The sequence below is a fragment of the Metabacillus sp. 22489 genome (genome assembly GCF_052044855.1).
GTDB classification, from domain to species: Bacteria; Bacillota; Bacilli; order Bacillales; family Bacillaceae; genus Metabacillus; species Metabacillus niabensis.
Map to the genome: position 1 here is coordinate 1 of NZ_JBQENT010000025.1, position 16,191 is coordinate 16,191.

The 16,191-nt window shown below is 35.9% G+C and carries 20 protein-coding genes and 1 pseudogene; 6 read left to right on the plus strand and 15 right to left on the minus strand.

The window, feature by feature from the left end; genetic code table 11:
* Positions 1-151: 151 nt before the first annotated feature.
* The 3 genes from ACTJJ9_RS14905 to ACTJJ9_RS14915 all read right to left on the minus strand — a co-directional run bounded on the left by ACTJJ9_RS14905 (position 152) and on the right by ACTJJ9_RS14915 (position 1,870).
* Positions 152-469, minus strand: a complete 318-nt coding sequence (locus ACTJJ9_RS14905) for a hypothetical protein (RefSeq protein WP_145581177.1) — start codon at positions 467-469, stop codon at positions 152-154.
* A 160-nt stretch (positions 470-629) separates the two neighbouring features.
* Positions 630-833: a methionine aminopeptidase gene (locus ACTJJ9_RS14910; protein ID WP_145581178.1), complete on the minus strand. Its 204-nt coding sequence runs from the start codon at positions 831-833 to the stop codon at positions 630-632.
* A gap of 224 nt (positions 834-1,057) precedes the next feature.
* Positions 1,058-1,870: a helix-turn-helix domain-containing protein gene (locus ACTJJ9_RS14915; protein ID WP_145581179.1), complete on the minus strand. Its 813-nt coding sequence runs from the start codon at positions 1,868-1,870 to the stop codon at positions 1,058-1,060.
* Between the two features lie 317 nt (positions 1,871-2,187).
* Between ACTJJ9_RS14915 and ACTJJ9_RS14920 the strand changes: the two genes are divergently transcribed.
* Both ACTJJ9_RS14920 and ACTJJ9_RS14925 read left to right on the plus strand, forming a co-directional pair.
* Positions 2,188-2,562 (plus strand): DUF2089 domain-containing protein, encoded by a 375-nt coding sequence (locus ACTJJ9_RS14920; protein WP_145581180.1) that lies wholly within the window; start codon positions 2,188-2,190, stop codon positions 2,560-2,562.
* 1 nt (position 2,563) lies between these two features.
* Positions 2,564-2,953, plus strand: a complete 390-nt coding sequence (locus tag ACTJJ9_RS14925) for an SHOCT-like domain-containing protein (protein ID WP_145581181.1) — start codon at positions 2,564-2,566, stop codon at positions 2,951-2,953.
* Positions 2,954-3,603: 650 nt separating this feature from the next.
* Here the strand turns inward: ACTJJ9_RS14925 and ACTJJ9_RS14930 are convergent.
* The 4 genes from ACTJJ9_RS14930 to ACTJJ9_RS14945 form a co-directional block, all read right to left on the minus strand.
* Positions 3,604-4,038, minus strand: coding sequence for a DoxX family protein (locus ACTJJ9_RS14930; protein WP_440768703.1), 435 nt, complete (start codon positions 4,036-4,038; stop codon positions 3,604-3,606).
* Between the two features lie 46 nt (positions 4,039-4,084).
* The gene (locus ACTJJ9_RS14935) at positions 4,085-4,738 is read right to left on the minus strand and encodes a Vat family streptogramin A O-acetyltransferase (protein ID WP_145581184.1); all 654 of its coding nucleotides are present in this window, start codon (positions 4,736-4,738) and stop codon (positions 4,085-4,087) included.
* A 15-nt stretch (positions 4,739-4,753) separates the two neighbouring features.
* On the minus strand, positions 4,754-5,650 hold the full coding sequence (locus tag ACTJJ9_RS14940) for a virginiamycin B lyase family protein (RefSeq protein WP_145581185.1): 897 nt from the start codon (positions 5,648-5,650) through the stop codon (positions 4,754-4,756).
* A 187-nt stretch (positions 5,651-5,837) separates the two neighbouring features.
* A complete protein-coding gene (locus ACTJJ9_RS14945) occupies positions 5,838-6,335 on the minus strand; it encodes a DUF6022 family protein (RefSeq protein WP_222124771.1) in 498 nt (165 codons plus the stop codon).
* 150 nt (positions 6,336-6,485) lie between these two features.
* Here ACTJJ9_RS14945 and ACTJJ9_RS14950 point away from each other — a divergent pair, with 150 nt between their 5' ends.
* Positions 6,486-7,172, plus strand: a complete 687-nt coding sequence (locus tag ACTJJ9_RS14950) for a MerR family DNA-binding transcriptional regulator (protein WP_145581186.1) — start codon at positions 6,486-6,488, stop codon at positions 7,170-7,172.
* A 159-nt stretch (positions 7,173-7,331) separates the two neighbouring features.
* Here ACTJJ9_RS14950 and ACTJJ9_RS14955 read toward each other — a convergent pair whose 3' ends face one another.
* Positions 7,332-8,351 (minus strand): alpha/beta fold hydrolase, encoded by a 1,020-nt coding sequence (locus ACTJJ9_RS14955; protein WP_145581187.1) that lies wholly within the window; start codon positions 8,349-8,351, stop codon positions 7,332-7,334.
* A 143-nt stretch (positions 8,352-8,494) separates the two neighbouring features.
* Here ACTJJ9_RS14955 and ACTJJ9_RS14960 point away from each other — a divergent pair.
* A pseudogene (locus ACTJJ9_RS14960) lies at positions 8,495-9,403 on the plus strand (LysR family transcriptional regulator).
* 241 nt (positions 9,404-9,644) lie between these two features.
* Here the strand turns inward: ACTJJ9_RS14960 and ACTJJ9_RS14965 are convergent.
* The 4 genes from ACTJJ9_RS14965 to ACTJJ9_RS14980 all read right to left on the minus strand — a co-directional run bounded on the left by ACTJJ9_RS14965 (position 9,645) and on the right by ACTJJ9_RS14980 (position 11,903).
* Positions 9,645-10,472, minus strand: coding sequence for an alpha/beta fold hydrolase (locus ACTJJ9_RS14965; RefSeq protein ID WP_145581188.1), 828 nt, complete (start codon positions 10,470-10,472; stop codon positions 9,645-9,647).
* The gene (locus ACTJJ9_RS14970; RefSeq protein WP_145581189.1) at positions 10,469-10,978 is read right to left on the minus strand and encodes an SRPBCC domain-containing protein; all 510 of its coding nucleotides are present in this window, start codon (positions 10,976-10,978) and stop codon (positions 10,469-10,471) included. Before ACTJJ9_RS14970 ends, ACTJJ9_RS14965 begins: the two co-directional genes overlap by 4 nt.
* 77 nt (positions 10,979-11,055) lie before the next feature.
* Positions 11,056-11,391, minus strand: coding sequence for an ArsR/SmtB family transcription factor (locus ACTJJ9_RS14975; RefSeq protein ID WP_145581190.1), 336 nt, complete (start codon positions 11,389-11,391; stop codon positions 11,056-11,058).
* 293 nt (positions 11,392-11,684) lie between these two features.
* Positions 11,685-11,903: a hypothetical protein gene (locus ACTJJ9_RS14980; protein WP_095299555.1), complete on the minus strand. Its 219-nt coding sequence runs from the start codon at positions 11,901-11,903 to the stop codon at positions 11,685-11,687.
* 115 nt (positions 11,904-12,018) lie between these two features.
* On the opposite strand from ACTJJ9_RS14980, the gene ACTJJ9_RS14985 reads away from it, so the two are divergent.
* Both ACTJJ9_RS14985 and ACTJJ9_RS14990 read left to right on the plus strand, forming a co-directional pair.
* Entirely contained in the window at positions 12,019-12,237 is a 219-nt protein-coding gene (locus ACTJJ9_RS14985; RefSeq protein ID WP_145581191.1) for a DUF1659 domain-containing protein, read from the plus strand.
* Between the two features lie 35 nt (positions 12,238-12,272).
* On the plus strand, positions 12,273-12,491 hold the full coding sequence (locus ACTJJ9_RS14990; RefSeq protein WP_095299553.1) for a DUF2922 domain-containing protein: 219 nt from the start codon (positions 12,273-12,275) through the stop codon (positions 12,489-12,491).
* Positions 12,492-12,544: 53 nt separating this feature from the next.
* Here the strand turns inward: ACTJJ9_RS14990 and ACTJJ9_RS14995 are convergent, their stop codons facing one another.
* The 3 genes from ACTJJ9_RS14995 to ACTJJ9_RS15005 all read right to left on the minus strand — a co-directional run bounded on the left by ACTJJ9_RS14995 (position 12,545) and on the right by ACTJJ9_RS15005 (position 16,046).
* Positions 12,545-13,438 (minus strand): LCP family glycopolymer transferase, encoded by an 894-nt coding sequence (locus ACTJJ9_RS14995; protein ID WP_145581192.1) that lies wholly within the window; start codon positions 13,436-13,438, stop codon positions 12,545-12,547.
* Positions 13,398-13,967 carry a sigma-70 family RNA polymerase sigma factor gene (locus tag ACTJJ9_RS15000; protein ID WP_145581193.1) on the minus strand — a complete coding sequence of 190 codons (570 nt, stop codon included), beginning with the start codon at positions 13,965-13,967 and terminating at the stop codon, positions 13,398-13,400. Before ACTJJ9_RS15000 ends, ACTJJ9_RS14995 begins: the two co-directional genes overlap by 41 nt.
* A gap of 120 nt (positions 13,968-14,087) precedes the next feature.
* Positions 14,088-16,046 carry a DUF2207 domain-containing protein gene (locus tag ACTJJ9_RS15005; RefSeq protein WP_440768704.1) on the minus strand — a complete coding sequence of 653 codons (1,959 nt, stop codon included), beginning with the start codon at positions 16,044-16,046 and terminating at the stop codon, positions 14,088-14,090.
* Positions 16,047-16,191: the final 145 nt, after the last annotated feature.

A 16,191-nucleotide genomic window follows, 5' to 3' on the forward strand; every position in this document is an offset into this window, starting at 1 on the left:
CCAAGATTTCCATTCAAATATTCGGTAACAATCTTTATTTTAAATTCCTCACTATATTTGGCCATAATAATACCCCCAGAAGTTAGATTTATTACTCTAACTTCTGGGGGTCGGTACCTTTTCGGAGGACTTTTCCTTCAAAGAACCTTTTTTATTGATCCTTTCTATTTTCGTCACCCATATCTTGTGGATCTTCAATGACATCTTCTGGATCTCTATTCCCATCATTTTCATCATCTTTATTGATTGTGTCGTTTTCATCAACACCAGGTACTGTATTGTCTCCATCATTGTTATTACCATTTGTATCTGGTGTTGTATCCCCATTGTTACCATTATTATTGTTATTATCATCCTCTAATACATCACCTGGTGCTGGAGCCGGATCAGGTTCATTATTATTACAGCCGACCACTACCATAAAAGACATCATAATCGACGCAAGCGTAAGAAGCCATTTTCGATTCAAAGTGAATCCTTCCTTTCAAATTAGTTTTTAATCACGTTTATTTTCTCTACGGAAAACATTAATATGTATCGCTAGCATTATTTTTTTCTTTTTTTACAACCAAGCTAAATAAAAAACCTTCCAACACAATTTCTGTCAGAAGGTTTGCATAGCAGAAGTGTTAAACGCTCGATTTTTCCCATTCTGTGTACAAACCAGTTCCATTGCATGAATGACATTCAACTGTGTGTCCTATATATGTGGTAGCGATCGTTTCAAAGCCTACGCCTTTACAAATTGGACATTTCCCCTCAAGTCGCATTTTTTCTATATGCTTTTTCCGATTTGCATCATACCAATTCGCTAAAAATGTTAATAGCTTCATTATCATCACCTTTTTCATACATTGTATTCAAAGAGTAAGGACAAGGTGATTGGAATACAAAAACTTATTTTAAGAAATACTTAAGATGTGCCTTCACATTCAGGTAAAATGAATTTCTCATACTTCGCTGTCTAATAAGATTTTCACATTAGCACACAACGCTTTTGAATGAGTCTTCAAATTCCTAATGTCGCTGTAAAGTCCTAGTCCTTAAAAGGGAGATGCTATACTTCGTACTGTCCATCTAAGAAGTCAAAGTATTTGCCCTTCATTTCCTTCCGTTTTTCAACAATTAGTACGGAATACAACACACCGTAAAAATAACCTGCAAACGATGACCTAATAGATCCAAGCTTTTTGGCAAATACCGTTTGTTTAAATGCATAAATGACCTGATCGATAACATCTTCAAGATCCTTTTGCAAATTCATTTTGTTATAGACAAGGATGACTCGTTTCCAAAGGTGATAAATTTCAATTGCAGAAAAAAATGGTTTTGCTGCATTGACAAATTGAGGATTAACTGTATCTGGTAAAAAGCTCGTATCTAACTGTTCAACCGTTGGCTCCACCTCTTTCTTAACGTTATTAGGTTTTAGATCTTTCTCACAGAGTGAGTCTTGCTTTTTCTCTGTTTTATTAGGAGTGTCAGCTGGAGTGACAGCATGCGGTGACACATCAGTTTTTAACGAATCGATTGATGCAAAAGGCTGAATAATAAGGATATTCACCCCTTGCTTCCCGTTCATTCTTGCAGTAGGAATTTTTTTAATGAGCCCCTTCTCAACAAACTTCTTCACAGCACGCATTGCTGTTCGGCGACTTACATTTGCCTGGTCAGCAATATACTCATATTTCGCAAAGGAAACGCCAATGACTTTAACAGAATGTCGCCAAATTTGTTGCAGCACCTTTAAATCTCCTTCAGATAATTCCCATTTATGCTTATATAAAAATCCACGTACAGCCTTATCCATCTCTTCTGTGCTTTCGAACGATTGATATGTTTTAATTGTTTCAAAAGTAAGTTTTTCCATGATTCTACTCTCCCTTAAAAAGATTCTCAAAGGTTGTCCATACTTTGAAAAACCTCTGTCATTTCATATATAGGGATGTAGTGACCGTCGGGTAGCGTCACGGACAAAATTTTTTTAATTTTTTTTAGAAATGAACGTGATAGTGTGAGACTTCTGCTTAGAAATTAATTCAATCGCAAAGTTGGAATTCATTTTATTAATTTATAAATTAAATTATTTAATATAACATGAAATATATTTTAATTTATTCAATCCAACTATTTACTTTTTTAATCATCTTATGTAAGATTGAATTATAAATACTAAAGGAGGGAAATATGGCGTATCCTCTTATTTCAGAGTGCCCTGTTTGTAATAAGCAATTAAAAATCACAAAGCTACAGTGCACTCATTGTCATACTACAATTGAAAATGAATTTGAACTTTCAAAATTTGCAAGGCTTAACAAGGAACAGCTTAGTTTTATTGAAACCTTTCTAAAGTGCCGTGGAAATATTAAAGAAGTGGAAAAGGAACTTGGTATATCCTATCCTACCGTTCGTGGAAAATTAGACGACATCATCTCATCTCTAGGATTTCCTACCACTAAGAAGGTTGAAAAAATTGATCGTAAAAAAGTAATTTCAATGCTGGAGAAAGGTGAAATAACAGCCGAAGAAGCAATTAAGATATTAAATGGGGAGGAATCCTAAAATGAGTGAGGAAATTTCAAGAATATTAACAATGGTTGAAGAAGGAAAGCTGGATAAAGAAAAGGCTGCTGAATTAATCAATGCACTGCAAGAAAACGGTAATCAAGTCAATCTAAATAAACAAACCTCTAGTTCCTACTTAAATAAAATGCTAAAAATCCGTGTTACTTCAGAAGATGGTGACAATGTTAATGTTAATCTGCCAATAAAACTCATAAAAGCTGTTTTAAAGGTCGGAACAAGTATCGCTGAAAAATTTCCCGAATCTGAGAAATATATAAAAGATTTAGATGTTGAACTTTTAATTGAAGCTATTGATAATGAATTGGACGGACAAATTGTCGATATTACCTCAGCAAACGGAGACAAAGTACTGGTTGTTATTGAATAAAATGATAAAGATAAAAATTAAAGTGAAAGGCAGACGATTTATTATTCTAGTCCCGTATGCCTTTTTACATTTTTCCCTTAGAATCCTCACTTCAAAGAGAATCCATGTGCTTGTAAATCGTGTAATAAAAAAAGGAAAGAAGAATTTTCAAATCCCTTATATAAAGTGGGATGATTTAAAGCTCTTGCTAAAGGAACTTTCAAAGGAAAAAGGTCTCCTGTTGCTTGAAACAAGCTTTAAAGATGGAACAGAAGTTACTATTAAGTTATAAAGCACAATTCCTCTGTGCATTGGAATTGTGCTTTTTTTTGAAAGTGGTATGGTTCATTATGCTTGATGGTTTATTGTCATCCTTACTGTACAATCTGGAAAACATCAGAAATGACAATAATCCTTTTTTGTTACCGTACGTGTTAGTACAAGGTAATTTACTTTGATTTTAGATATTAAAACCCTTCAATTTTTCAAAGGTGTTTCTAACTTTATTTTGATTAAACATCATCTTTACTAAGATGAAGAATCAATGCAGAATCTCTGAGCACGAGCACAAATTCATCAATAGCTTTTTGATGTTGAATTTTAGTATTTTCAACATCAAAATTTCAATCCCCATCAGAATACCGTTCCACTTTAACCTTCCTATGAAATACTTATCCAGCCAAAATAACAGCGATCAAAAAAAGTATTTGTAAAATCGTTCGTGGCAAAAGAGAAGTGCTTGGTCTTCCACCAATTGTAATCCCTTTTCGTGCAGCGCGAATATTAGCTGGAAACATCACAATAAGTAAGAGTGCCAAACCAAATGAAGCTATAGCTGAAGTGATGGGAATTAATAAACCTATAGCGCCTACGATTTCGAATATCCCTGTAATGGTCACGATGAAATCTGGATTTGACAGAGATGGAGGGACCATTTTAATAAGATCAGGACGTCTTTTTCCCCAATGTGCCGTTGCAGTAAATATAAACATTAGAGCAACAGCGAATCGTAAAGAAGTTTCCCAGTCAGCAAAATAAGACAATCCAAGAAAACCGCTCAAACGAAAAATTAAGAATGACACAATCAATAGAATAAACGGAGCCATTCGGATTCCTCCTCATATTAAAACCTCTGATGTATATTACTACTTGTCATAGATTATTTTTTAAATGTCTTAAATTCTTTATATCTCCATTCACGATCACATTAATATGCGCAGAAATAATCTCGATGTCTAATTCCCACCATTTAATTTCTAGTAATTCGTTTACAATTTCTTCTGAGAAACGATTTTTAATTTTCTTTCCAGGATTCCCACCGACGATCGTGTAAGGCTCTACATCATTCGTAATAACTGATTTAGCTGCTATAATTGCACCATCCCCTATTTTTATTCCAGGCATAATAACAGTATCCATTCCAATCCAAACGTCATTTCCAATTATTGTATCACCTTTAAATGGTAGCTGTTCTAACGTTGGCGTATAGTTCTCCCATCCGTGCCCGAAAATGTTGAATGGGTACGTAGAAAAACCATCCATTCTATGATTAGCTCCATTCATAACAAACGTTACCCCAGGTGCGATAGCACAAAACTTCCCTATGACAAGTTGGTCACCGAAAAATTCGTAGTGGTATAACACTTGGTCTTCAAAGGATTCACCATTTCTTGCATCGTAATATGTGTAATCACCCACAATAATGTTTGGTCTTGTAATTGTATTTTTAATAAATTGTACAGCATCATTTCCTTTAATCGGATATTTTTCGTTAGGATTTGGCCCATGCTGCTTATTTGATTCCATAGCATCTACATCCTTTCATGATTTTTTTAATATACTTAGCCTACCTATCTTATTGCATTCCTCAGCAAACCAAATCGCATCATCGGGTCCTAATACAATTCCATGTGGCTCAGCATTTTGTGTAGGAATTTCATATTCTGTAAATTCACCTGTCATTGTCATTCGACCAATTTGATTACTTCCCCATTCCGTAAACCATAAAGCACGATCAGGACCTGTTACGATTGCATGAGGGCGAGCATTAGCAGTAGGGATGGTATACTCACTTATCGTTCCCGAAGGAGTAATTCTGCCGATTTTATTTCCGTTAATTTCTACGAACCAGATGGCGTTGTCAGGTCCACATGTAATACCTACAGGACCAGCATGCTTTGTAGGCAAAAGATAATTTGTTATCTCACCAAAAGGTGTAATCCGTCCAATTTGATTACTTTGATTCTCAGTAAACCAAATCGCATCATCTGGCCCAGCAACAATAAAGGAAGGATAGGCACTAGGATTCGGTAAATCATATTCAATCATTTCACCTGATCGCAATATCCGTCCAATTCTATTTCCATTCATTTCCGTAAACCAAATGTCTCCATTGTGCCCTTCCGTTATTCCAAAAGGTGCTGAATTTGGGTGAGGCAAGACATATTCAATCACTTCACCTGCTGCTGTTAGTTTTCCAATTTTATTAGCCTTATTTTCCGTAAACCATACATCCCCCTTTGTTGTGGAGATTATAGACATCACACCTGCATTAGAAGTCGGAACAGCAAAATGAGTGACTTCTCCATTAACTGTTATTCGACCAATTTGATTGGCTTTATGCTGTGTAAATAAAAGCGTTCCATCTTTTCCTGTGGTTATTCCGTAAGGCCCTGAATCTATGTTCAAAAGTTCGTATTCTTCTATTTTTACAGTCATGGAAATCCTCCCTATATAGAATTTGTTTTAATAATTCTTTCGAGAATAATTGGATTCCTGTCAATGAATTTGTTATCGCTCATAAAATCACCCTAGGAAATAGTTTTTGCATTCATTTCATTTTGATTTCAATTCAATTATTGTAATCATTTATTATATTGGTCACTTAAATAAGTAGACTTTTTGATTATGACAAATTCTCTTCTAGTTGAATAATTTTTTTAATGATTTCTTCTCGCTTAATTTCTTCTAAAGGGAGGAACCTTGGCGGAGCTGGCAAGTTAAACTCAAGATGTGAATGTGATAACTCAAACAGTAGAGTTCCTATCTTTTCTTTATGTTGATTTTCAATCACAATCCAAAAAACGCGTTTTTCATGATGAGGTGTGCCCCACTTAGCCTTTTCCATCGAATTTCTAAAATGTAGACACTCACCAATAACAAAGTCATCTTCTTTCGTTTTTTCTATAGATCGAAAACCATTTTCTTTTAATCGTTTCCAAATGGGTGGAATAAGTTTATCTAAATACATGCCATATGTTGCATCTTCATATTTCGGAAATAGCTGTTCAAGCTCTTTGATATTCCTGTTCAATACTTCTATCCAATATTCTTTTATATAAGTAGATAGCATTTCTCCTAACTCATCGATTGTCATTTCCGGTTGAATATTTACTGTTGTCAAATGAATCCCTCCTTATTTTTTCATCCTATAAATCAAGCTTACAACATTAAAGCCAATTATAAAGTTCTTGGAAAATATGGGTTATTTTACAACACCTAATTTGATAAACTTTACATATTAATACAGTTGATAAATTTGGGAGTGGCTTCATTGAAGAAAATAAGACCTATAGATATTGCAAAAAAATTAAATATTAGTACAAGCACTTTAAGAAGCTATGAAGATAGAGGAATTGTTCCGAAACCTGAACGGTCATCCACTGGTTATAGAATATATACAAAGGAACATATAGCATATTTTGAATGTATCGTAGCGATGTCTCCTGGGTTTGGAATGGATATAACATCAGCTGTTTTAAAAAAGTTGCAACAAAAAGAACTAGACGCTGCTCTTTGGATACTAAATAATGCCCAAGTAGCAAATTATGAAGACAAAATGATTATTGATCGCGTAAATAAACACCTGGAAAACTTGAATTATGAACACTCTATGTCTATAGGAGAACTGTCCCTTCAGACAAATATTCCTCCTTCGACTATTCGATATTGGGAAAAGGAAGGATTTATTACGTCCAAAAGAGGAGAACTTAATAACTATCGCCTATTTGACCCATTCCAGCTCATAAAAGTATTATTAATGAAAATAACTCAGAACGCAGTTTATTCATATGAGGTCATTCAATTAAAAAAGGAGATTAAGGAATTAAACCACCATGATCTTGAAGAAGTTAGAACTGTAATAGATGCTATTCAAAACCATTTGAATAATCGTAACCAGAAACAGCTTAAAGGAATATTTTCTCTATATAAATTGACCGAAATATTAAACCTTTATTGAATATATAGTTTTTTCTATGATATTGTTCGTACCATTAGCATGTATGCAAAAACGCCACCCTTTATTACAGGATTGGCGTTTTAGCTAATGTAAAGCCATTACCTTTTGTTATCTTTATCTACTCTGACATTTCCTGCCGCAACATTAACTAATTACGCTCTAGCCATTTCCACTAAGCGCCAACAAATGTTTTAAGTTTTCATCAATAAATTTATTATCGACAATGTTGATTCCGCGACCAGCAAAATGACCCCAGATCGATTCAATAGGATGACAAACAGCATTGGGGATAAGCTTAGCTTCGTATTTGTTATCGTCTACCGTACAGAATAAATCTGTGCTCCCTGGCATGATGCAGGTAATTGCTTTAATCGTTTTAAGTGCCGCATCGAAATCACCATGATAAGCGGGGTTTGCACTAATATTTGCATTTTGACCTGTCCATAACATTGCCAGGACATTGTGCGGATTCATCTTCATAAAGCTATCTTCCCAAACCCCAGCTACAAAACCTTCTAATGAGTCATATCCCATTTCACGATAAAGTTCCTCTCTGTAAAACGCTTGCGATACTCCCCATCCCGCATAGACATTGCCAACAGCGCGCATGTCTGCAGAAGTCAACTTGTTTAGTTTATTTGAATCGAAACCAACTGCAGCCATGAGGGCAGCTTTCATTCCATTCAGGACCACATACGTTTGTGGCCAAGTCTTTGCACCTCCGCAGAAAGGGGCAATTCGTTCCACTATGTCGGGATAGCTCGCCCCCCATTGGAATGATTGTATGGCACCCATTGACCATCCAACCACGAGTGCAATCTTTTGAATACCGAATTTTTCGGTCACCAGCCGATACTGGAAATTAACGTTATCATAGATGCTTACCTGAGGAAAATTAGCATTGTCAAATGGCGCAGGCGTGTTACTAGGAGACGAAGATAATCCGTTCCCTAGCAGATTTGGAACGATAATGAAATATTTACTCGGATCTAGTGCCATACCGTTTCCGATCAACCATTCATTCTGAACATGCTGGTCCCCAAATGCAGTTGGATAGATGATGACATTATCTTTCTTTTCATTCAGCTTTCCATAAGTCTTATAAGCAAGAAAAGCATTCGGTAACGTCACTCCTGATTGCAATGTTACGTCACCTAAATTAAAAATCTCATATTCCATTGTCTTGTCGCTCCCTTCAAATGAAACACAAACATTTAGAATGTACTTCTTGTTGTTAGTATAAAGCTGTGATAACCTCAATTAAAGTGAACAAAATTCAAAGTAGTATTCAAAAATATTGAAAGTAAAATGGGGGTAGTATGATGGAATTGCGCCAACTGATTACATTCCGTACGGTTGCATCAACTTTAAATTTCAGTCGGGCAGCGGAAGTGCTAAATTACGTCCCCTCCAACGTCACAATGCAAATAAAAGCATTGGAGGAAGAGCTTGGTGTTCGTCTCTTTGACCGATTAGGCAAGCAGCTCGTTCTCACGACTGCTGGTAAACGCTTCTTAACTCATATTCAAAGTGTCCTAGACAAATTGGATGAAGCTCGCAGTGTCGTTCATGACACTGAAAGTCTAAGCGGCACCTTAACGATAAGTGCCAACGAGGTTCTATGCGCCTATCGGCTTCCAGCTGTCTTTCAGCTTTTTCGTTCGCGTTACCCGAAAGTTCGTCTCATCTTCCGCTCTGTTCCTAATCAGCAACTCAAGCAAACGCTATTCGAGGGTACTGCGGATGTCGTTTTTATGCTAGACGAGCCCATTCTCTCAACAGGACTTACAGTAGAACCTTTGCTAGAAGAAACCTTCCGCTTTTTCGTCGCACCAGATCATCATCTTGCGAAACGAACTGTACTCCAGCCTGAAGATTTTCACGAAGAAGTGTTCCTTGTTAATTAAAAGGGTTGTACCTATCGAACCATGTTTGACCGTTCATTTGAGAAAAAGGGTATTGATAGTATTACTTATTTAGAATTTCAAAATGCCGAAGCCATTAAACAATGTGCAATTACAGGAATCGGTATTGCCTTTCTTCCTGAAATAACAGTGGAAGCAGAAGTGAAACGAGGTGAACTTGTTGCTCTTCCATGGCAAATTCCCAATTTACACGTATATACACAGATGGCATGGCATAAAGACAAATGGCTTTCACCTATCATCTTATCTTTTATTGAGGCAGCAAGAGAGGTGATGGCTATAGAAGAGGAGAATAAAACCGTTTAGTCTATTTTACGAATATTCCCCTAACTTCTGAGGTTTTCTAATTGGTACTTTCTATCAGGAAATTCACCTATAGTAGTAAGGCATATTAGTGTGACAACTAAGAGCCTTACTCATGCTCCTCAATATGGAATGTGTTTTGTCGTTTTATTACTTCCATTTTCTAAAATGGTTCAAATAATAAAAGGCGCATCCCTTATTCAAGAAATGTGCCCATATGTTGAAGATTCTTAACAATGTTAGATTATATCGATGCTTCATTTGAATTTTGATAGCTTTTAGAAAATTCCACTACCGCATGTGCTAATTTGTCTGGAGCCATCATAACTGCAGAGTGATCTTGCCCCATAAGCTTTTCGTATTTAGCTAGAGGCAACAATTCAACAAGTGACTTAGCTGCCTTGTGGAAGTAGGGTTCACTATTTTCACCGATTATGATTGTTACAGGAATATTTACATCCCACCGGTCAGTTGGTAAAGGGTTACCTAATTGTGTTTCTCCCATAATCATACCATCGTAGGCAAGAGTATGAGCTAAATTCTCCATTATCTTCCAAGAAGGATCTGACTTCATATGCTCTAGATATTCTAAAGGTATTCCAAGGGCTTTACTCATGAAATATTCAACAGCATCACTACGTCTGTCTTCCTTAATCAATTTATTTAAATGTTCAACATACTCTCTAGGTACAGGAGGACGACTATCATCAATAATAAAAGGTGGCTCATACATAAATAGTTTTGTAATTTTATTTCCTAGTTTGCTTGCGGCTTCAAGTGCCAACACTGCACCAGATGAGCTACCGAACAAAATACTATTTCCTCCAGCTTCATTTATTAAAGCATCAATGTCTTCTATTTCTCGTTCTACTGCATATTGCGAAGCATCAGTACTCTGTCCTCTACCACGGCGATCATAATTAAACACTGTAAAATACTTAGCAAGCTGTACAGCTAGTTGTTCAGCATCCTTGTGGTCAGCTGCCGCAGATGATACGAGAATTACAGCTGGCCCATTTCCTTGTTTTTCATAAGCAATCTTTGTTCCGTCTTTTGAGATAACTGTATTCATGATTTCCCTCCACTTTTTAGTATTAAATATTCTTCTAGCCTATCAAAAGCATCGGTAAAGCCCTTAACCATTCCCATTTTTTCAGCGTTATTAAGGTCTTCAACATTGCTGAAACGCGTAATAATAGTTAATTTGGATCCTTCTCTTACCTCATCAATCGTTACAATAGTATACATCTCACTATTTTCCACAATAGACCAATTTTTATCGGTAAATGAGTCGATGTAGACAATTCTCATAGGTTCAATAACCTCTTGGTAAATAGCTTTACAGTAAGCCTCTTCTCCATCACCATTATTTGGTTTTATGCTATAGCACCAAATACCACCAGGTCTAACATCCATCTCATATATAGTAGATGTCCAGTATTTAGGTCCCCACCAATGACTGATATGTTCAGGTTTAGTCCAACCTTCCCATGCTAACTGAGGAGAAATTGCTACAGTACGTTCAATTATAAGCTCGCGACGTTCCTTATTTTTGTGAACTGTTGTCTTTCTACTCATATCAATATCATCCTTGTTTACAATTATTCTTAAACGTATAGCTCATATACCAGTTTTATTCGGAACAAATCTATAGTTTATTTATCCTCCTTTCGTTTAATGTCGAGCATATAGTCCTCAAAGTTATCTAGACGCTCCTCCCATAAAATGCTAAATGAATCAAACCAAGCATCTAAATCTTGAAATGGTTGTGCTTCAAGGCTATATATTCGCAACTGCCCCTTAGTACGAGAACGTACCAATCCTGCCTCAGCCAATATACGTAAATGACGAGACACCTGTGGTTGGCCGATTTTGAGAGCTTGAACTATTTCATTTACAGAACATGGTCCTTTTTTCAAAAGCTCCACAATGTTAAAACGATTCGGCTCTGATATTGTCTGTAGTGTTAATTGCATCGTAGTTGTATTCATGAATTAAATATACACCTTAGTATATATATACGTAAACATATATATTGAATTAAACTTATAAATTTCTACTGAACCTACAAGCCGTTAAGTTCAATAAAAGAATTTTCTTTCTAAATAATTTGTCAAAAGTATTAAATTTACTTTGAATTTATAGTGAATTTTCTATTATATAGTTGGTTCCATTAGCGTACGCAAATTCGCCACCCTATATTAAGGGATTGGCGTAAACGTAGTTCAGTAACTTTAACAAATAACACTAATCCATTTTGATTTATGTATACAAAATTATTACTTTAAAGCCAAATAAGCAGCCTTCCAAATGTGCCCCATAAAAAAATGATCAGTACCATTAACACTGCAACAGTGAGTAACCAGGCCCTTTCAAATAAATTGTACTGCTTCTTCACTGCATACCACTCTGCAATAAGAATGACGATAAAGAGAATGAGAAAATCACCAACGATATCTAGAAGCTTCCACAGAACAATATTGGTCAAATGATGAGCTAGCATAACGTCTCCCCCTCTTTACATGTTTATTCCAAAAAATCAGGTTAATCTTTTTTATTTTTGACGCTACTCCACCTCTGCTTCCCCTGTATATAAAGGATGAAAGGTGGTGAGGGAAATGGCAGTTGAAACATTACTTGAAACTCAGCTAAGCCTTGTTTTTGACATAGGATTAGATGAAAACGAGAAAGCGAAAACGAAACGGAAAAGCTACAGCAATGTGAAAGCATCTGCAACACCAGACCAATTGCTACAGGCTGCACAAGCGATCGCAAGCTTGCAAACAGAAGCGCTTCTTTACGTAGAGCGAAATGATACAAACCAAATCAATGCGTAAGGAGGAAAACCTAACAAGCAAAAGGAGGGAGAAAATTGGCTAAAACACTTGAACTTCAATTTTTAAATAGTGCAGGGAAAACAGTCAAAATCAGCATTGATTCACCTATCGAACCAGTTGACAAAGCTACACTAAATGCGGCAATGGATTCGATTCTTGCTGCAAACATCTTCGTTTCAAACGAAGGAGATTTTGCTACGAAAAAAGGCGCAAGAATCATTGACCGTAATGTAACAGACATTACTCTTATGTAAAATAATAGGGACAGTCCCCAGAAAGGTATTGGGGACTGTCCCTTATTTAAGCATTATTCTTCTCCTCCAAATGTTTCTCTAAATACGGATTGGCTTTCATCCGTTAATATTCCCCGAACAAAATTATCATTTTCCTGTTCTAAAAATTGGTATTCAAATTGAATTTCATCAACATTTATAAAACCTTGAGCTGATTGTAATACTTTATCAAAGTCACTAAGTTTACTTTGATTGAGTACATCTAATAACAACTCATCATGACGAAACAGCTCTTCCATTACTGATGCAATACGGTTATTACGGCCAATACCACCCATAGGGTCGGACTTTCTCATATTCATATAATCAACTAGCTGTTCTGCTTCTGTTAATCTCATTTTCCCTTCCTTAAATTCACTTTCACCTTGCTTAAAATCAAACTCGTTGATTATCTCGATTCCATTATTTTTTTCAATATAGCTTCCAAGCATATTAGGGTCAACATCTACAACCTTTGATACCTTTATTGCAAATGCTTCTTCAACTGATTCCTTTGTCATCGGTTGTTCATAATACTTATCATTTATATAAAGATTTTTAGGAATTGTTATATATTTGGCACTACCAGTTTCTTTATTCAGATTCATTAAAATGATGCTTGGGCCACTTTCCTCAATATGTGTAACAAATAAATAATTAACACTTTGTTTTTCACTGGCTTCCTCGGTTTCCTCACCAATTCCTACACTTGCCAAATTTCTTTTATCGAATGACTCTGAAACATTAAAAAACAATATTAGAGCAACCGCAACTGCTAATAGTGAGGCAACTAGAGGTGTATAGTTTTTTCTTTTCCTTTTATTGTATACCTTATCGATCGTCCGCTCCTGCATCCTTTGTTCAAACTTTATATCTTTATAGATGGTTTTATCCAATGAGTCCTTTAATTTGGTCAACTTTTCCTCCATGTTCCATTACCTCCTTTATGTACACATGCTTGAACTTTTCTCTCCCGCGACTTAAGCGGACCTTCACGTTAGATTCACTAATGGATAAAACATCTGCTATCTCTTTAATTGATAATTCCTCGTAATAAAATAGATTTAATACTTCTCTATATTTTAAAGGCAGCTTAAATAGGCAGTTTGCTATTAAATAAGAATCATCCTTTTCGATTACACGTTCCTCAGCACCTTTTTCCTTACTAAATGCCGATATTTTTCCTAAAGTGAATTGATATAATTTATTTTTCGGGCTTCGGAGAAAATCTTTTGATTTATTAACACCTATTTGAAAGAGCCATGTCTTTAACGTTGATTTCCCTTCGAATTGATCATATTTCTGGGAAAATGTAATAAATGTTTCTTGGACAATATCCTCAGCTGATGACCAATTTTTCACATAGGAATAAACGAGCTTCAATAATGCCGTTCCATGTAACTCCATAATCTCCCGCAGAAACTGTTCATCAACAAAATCCTTATTACTGTTCAACATATTCACCTCCGTTTAACAAGCTATCCTTTAGACGGTACACTTGTCATTTGGTTACAATTTCCGCAAAAAAAGAGTGCTACTTAAATAAAAGTAACACTCCTATATGGAAGAGGATAGGTTTTAATCTCCCCCTCCATCTCCGCCACCGTCGCTTCCACCTCCGAAATCAAAGGGCCAATCACCACCACCGGTATCACCACTAGATGAACTACTGGTCCGTTTCTTAGGTGAAACCTTTTTCTCTGTTACGTGCTTAAGTGGCTTTATGACTGATTCAATCATATTCATTATCTCTTCATCAAATAACACAATTTCGTCGACTCGTTCATGAGGAAATTTCCTTTTAAACCTGGAAATAAATTGCTTTCCAACACCTAAGACAATTGCAGTCTGTACGTATGTCATGAAGCTTTCCTGTCTTTTTTCTGTCGGAATCCCACCGTATTTCAGAATCCTTCTCCATCTCTTCACTGCTTCACGCTTAATAATCATTTCCTTTGATAGCTTTACTCTTGGCGTTAAGATGATGAGTAATATCGATAAAATGACAAGGTTAAAATACGTGACAATACTCGTATCATCGTGACTTTGCGCTGCGAAAAAAAAGCTTCCAATAAAATAAAAACATGCAGCTCGCTTTTTTAACGAGTACTTCCAAACGAGAAAGGCTCCTATTATGAAGCAAACGGCCGATAGACAAATAGTTAGCCATGATTTCGCATCAGCAATAAACATCGATAACACAAGAATAAAGTGAACGATAACGAGCGCTACACTAAACACCTTTAGCAAGCGATTTTTCTTTATACTAAATTCTACTTGAAACTCTTTTTCAATTGCCTTTTTCCAATCCTTTACTTCACTTAATAGTCTACGTAATTTACGTTTATATCCCTTTTGGTTTCTTTCCTTCTTCGATGGCTCAGCAATACTGTCTAAAATAAGCCCCTGAGTCCCATCAGGATGGTGACGAAAGAGCCATCTTAACAGGAATAAATCCGCATCCTTTAACGCCCTTCGTTTACCTGTATAACTAAAAAGCAATGTAACCTTCAGAGCATTTTCTACTTTCTGGAACCGATAACTAGCTGGAACCTTTTTGATACTAAGAAATCCCTTCTGGTAGATCGAAAATACACCTGCAAGAAAATCATGAAGCTTAATTTCTCCTTTTCGGTAAACATAAATCTGGAAAACAGGGCTCCAGCTCTCAATTTCAGACAGTGGTATAGAACGTGCCTTCCATTTTGCTATTAATATATGAGCTTTCAGCAGGGAGAAAAGAACGAGTCCAATAAGCACCCATTGTACGTGCGATAATACCTTTGCAACGAGTTCAAATCTCGACTCACGAAGCTGATAATTCTCTTCACGTGCAATCGCATCTTTTAATCGCTCTTCCCTTGTTGTCGAGGAGTCTTTTACACTCATTTCAGATAAATGATTAGCTGGAAATAAATAATACTGTGTCAACGTATCATCTTCTGAAATAAAATCGGTTTTATATGTAATTGAATATCCTTTTTGTTCAGTAAATTCTCCACCATTTCGATTATAAGAAAACATTTCGATTTCTTTCCCTTGATAGCTATGTGGCATGAAGAGAACTTCAATGGTAACATTGTGCAGATCCGCTTCATTGAAGGTGAAAAAGTTCCATTCTAATTCCGCAGTATCTTGATATTTTTTCGCTGCTTCATTTATTCGATACCGATAATAAATTCGCTTCACTTCATCCTCAGCATTAAGCTTCGAAAAATAAGAGCTATATTTATTACTATAGTCAACATTTACTCGCTCTAGATTTTCATAAGAGAATTCCCCTAGCCTTTTTCCTTGAGGTGGAAGATAGCTTTCAAAAAACTCTACACCTTCATGACCTAGTAGTTCTAAGCCTCGTTCAGCATATTCCATCTCTCCCTTAACGTTATAGGTGAAAATCTCCTGAACATATAAATCACCGTCAGGAAGAACTTGAGCCTGAACATCTACTTTGTCAATCTTAAAAGAGTTATCATTTTGACACCCTGTTAAGATGATGATGAACAATAAACCAATGAATCTATAAATTTGTTTCACTGTCTCTCCCCATTATCTGTAATAGTATCCCTTTTAGTCTAACTTACAATCTATTGGAACGTCTCGGTACTAAAGGATGATATAAAGCACCTAACAATAGGTATAACAGACTATAATTTTCCACTCGGTTGAAATTTCATTAAAT

Bases quoted from the DNA above. Each gene is read 5' to 3' on its own strand.
- ACTJJ9_RS14910 (WP_145581178.1), bottom strand. From the start codon at position 833: ATGAAGCTATTAACATTTTTAGCGAATTGGTATGATGCAAATCGGAAA.
- ACTJJ9_RS14915 (WP_145581179.1), bottom strand. From the start codon at position 1,870: ATGGAAAAACTTACTTTTGAAACAATTAAAACATATCAATCGTTCGAA.
- ACTJJ9_RS14920 (WP_145581180.1), top strand. From the start codon at position 2,188: ATGGCGTATCCTCTTATTTCAGAGTGCCCTGTTTGTAATAAGCAATTA.
- ACTJJ9_RS14925 (WP_145581181.1), top strand. From the start codon at position 2,564: ATGAGTGAGGAAATTTCAAGAATATTAACAATGGTTGAAGAAGGAAAG.
- ACTJJ9_RS14930 (WP_440768703.1), bottom strand. From the start codon at position 4,038: ATGGCTCCGTTTATTCTATTGATTGTGTCATTCTTAATTTTTCGTTTG.
- ACTJJ9_RS14935 (WP_145581184.1), bottom strand. From the start codon at position 4,738: ATGGAATCAAATAAGCAGCATGGGCCAAATCCTAACGAAAAATATCCG.
- ACTJJ9_RS14940 (WP_145581185.1), bottom strand. From the start codon at position 5,650: ATGACTGTAAAAATAGAAGAATACGAACTTTTGAACATAGATTCAGGG.
- ACTJJ9_RS14955 (WP_145581187.1), bottom strand. From the start codon at position 8,351: ATGGAATATGAGATTTTTAATTTAGGTGACGTAACATTGCAATCAGGA.
- ACTJJ9_RS14965 (WP_145581188.1), bottom strand. From the start codon at position 10,472: ATGAATACAGTTATCTCAAAAGACGGAACAAAGATTGCTTATGAAAAA.
- ACTJJ9_RS14970 (WP_145581189.1), bottom strand. From the start codon at position 10,978: ATGAGTAGAAAGACAACAGTTCACAAAAATAAGGAACGTCGCGAGCTT.
- ACTJJ9_RS14975 (WP_145581190.1), bottom strand. From the start codon at position 11,391: ATGAATACAACTACGATGCAATTAACACTACAGACAATATCAGAGCCG.
- ACTJJ9_RS14980 (WP_095299555.1), bottom strand. From the start codon at position 11,903: ATGCTAGCTCATCATTTGACCAATATTGTTCTGTGGAAGCTTCTAGAT.
- ACTJJ9_RS14985 (WP_145581191.1), top strand. From the start codon at position 12,019: ATGGCAGTTGAAACATTACTTGAAACTCAGCTAAGCCTTGTTTTTGAC.
- ACTJJ9_RS14995 (WP_145581192.1), bottom strand. From the start codon at position 13,438: ATGGAGGAAAAGTTGACCAAATTAAAGGACTCATTGGATAAAACCATC.
- ACTJJ9_RS15000 (WP_145581193.1), bottom strand. From the start codon at position 13,967: ATGTTGAACAGTAATAAGGATTTTGTTGATGAACAGTTTCTGCGGGAG.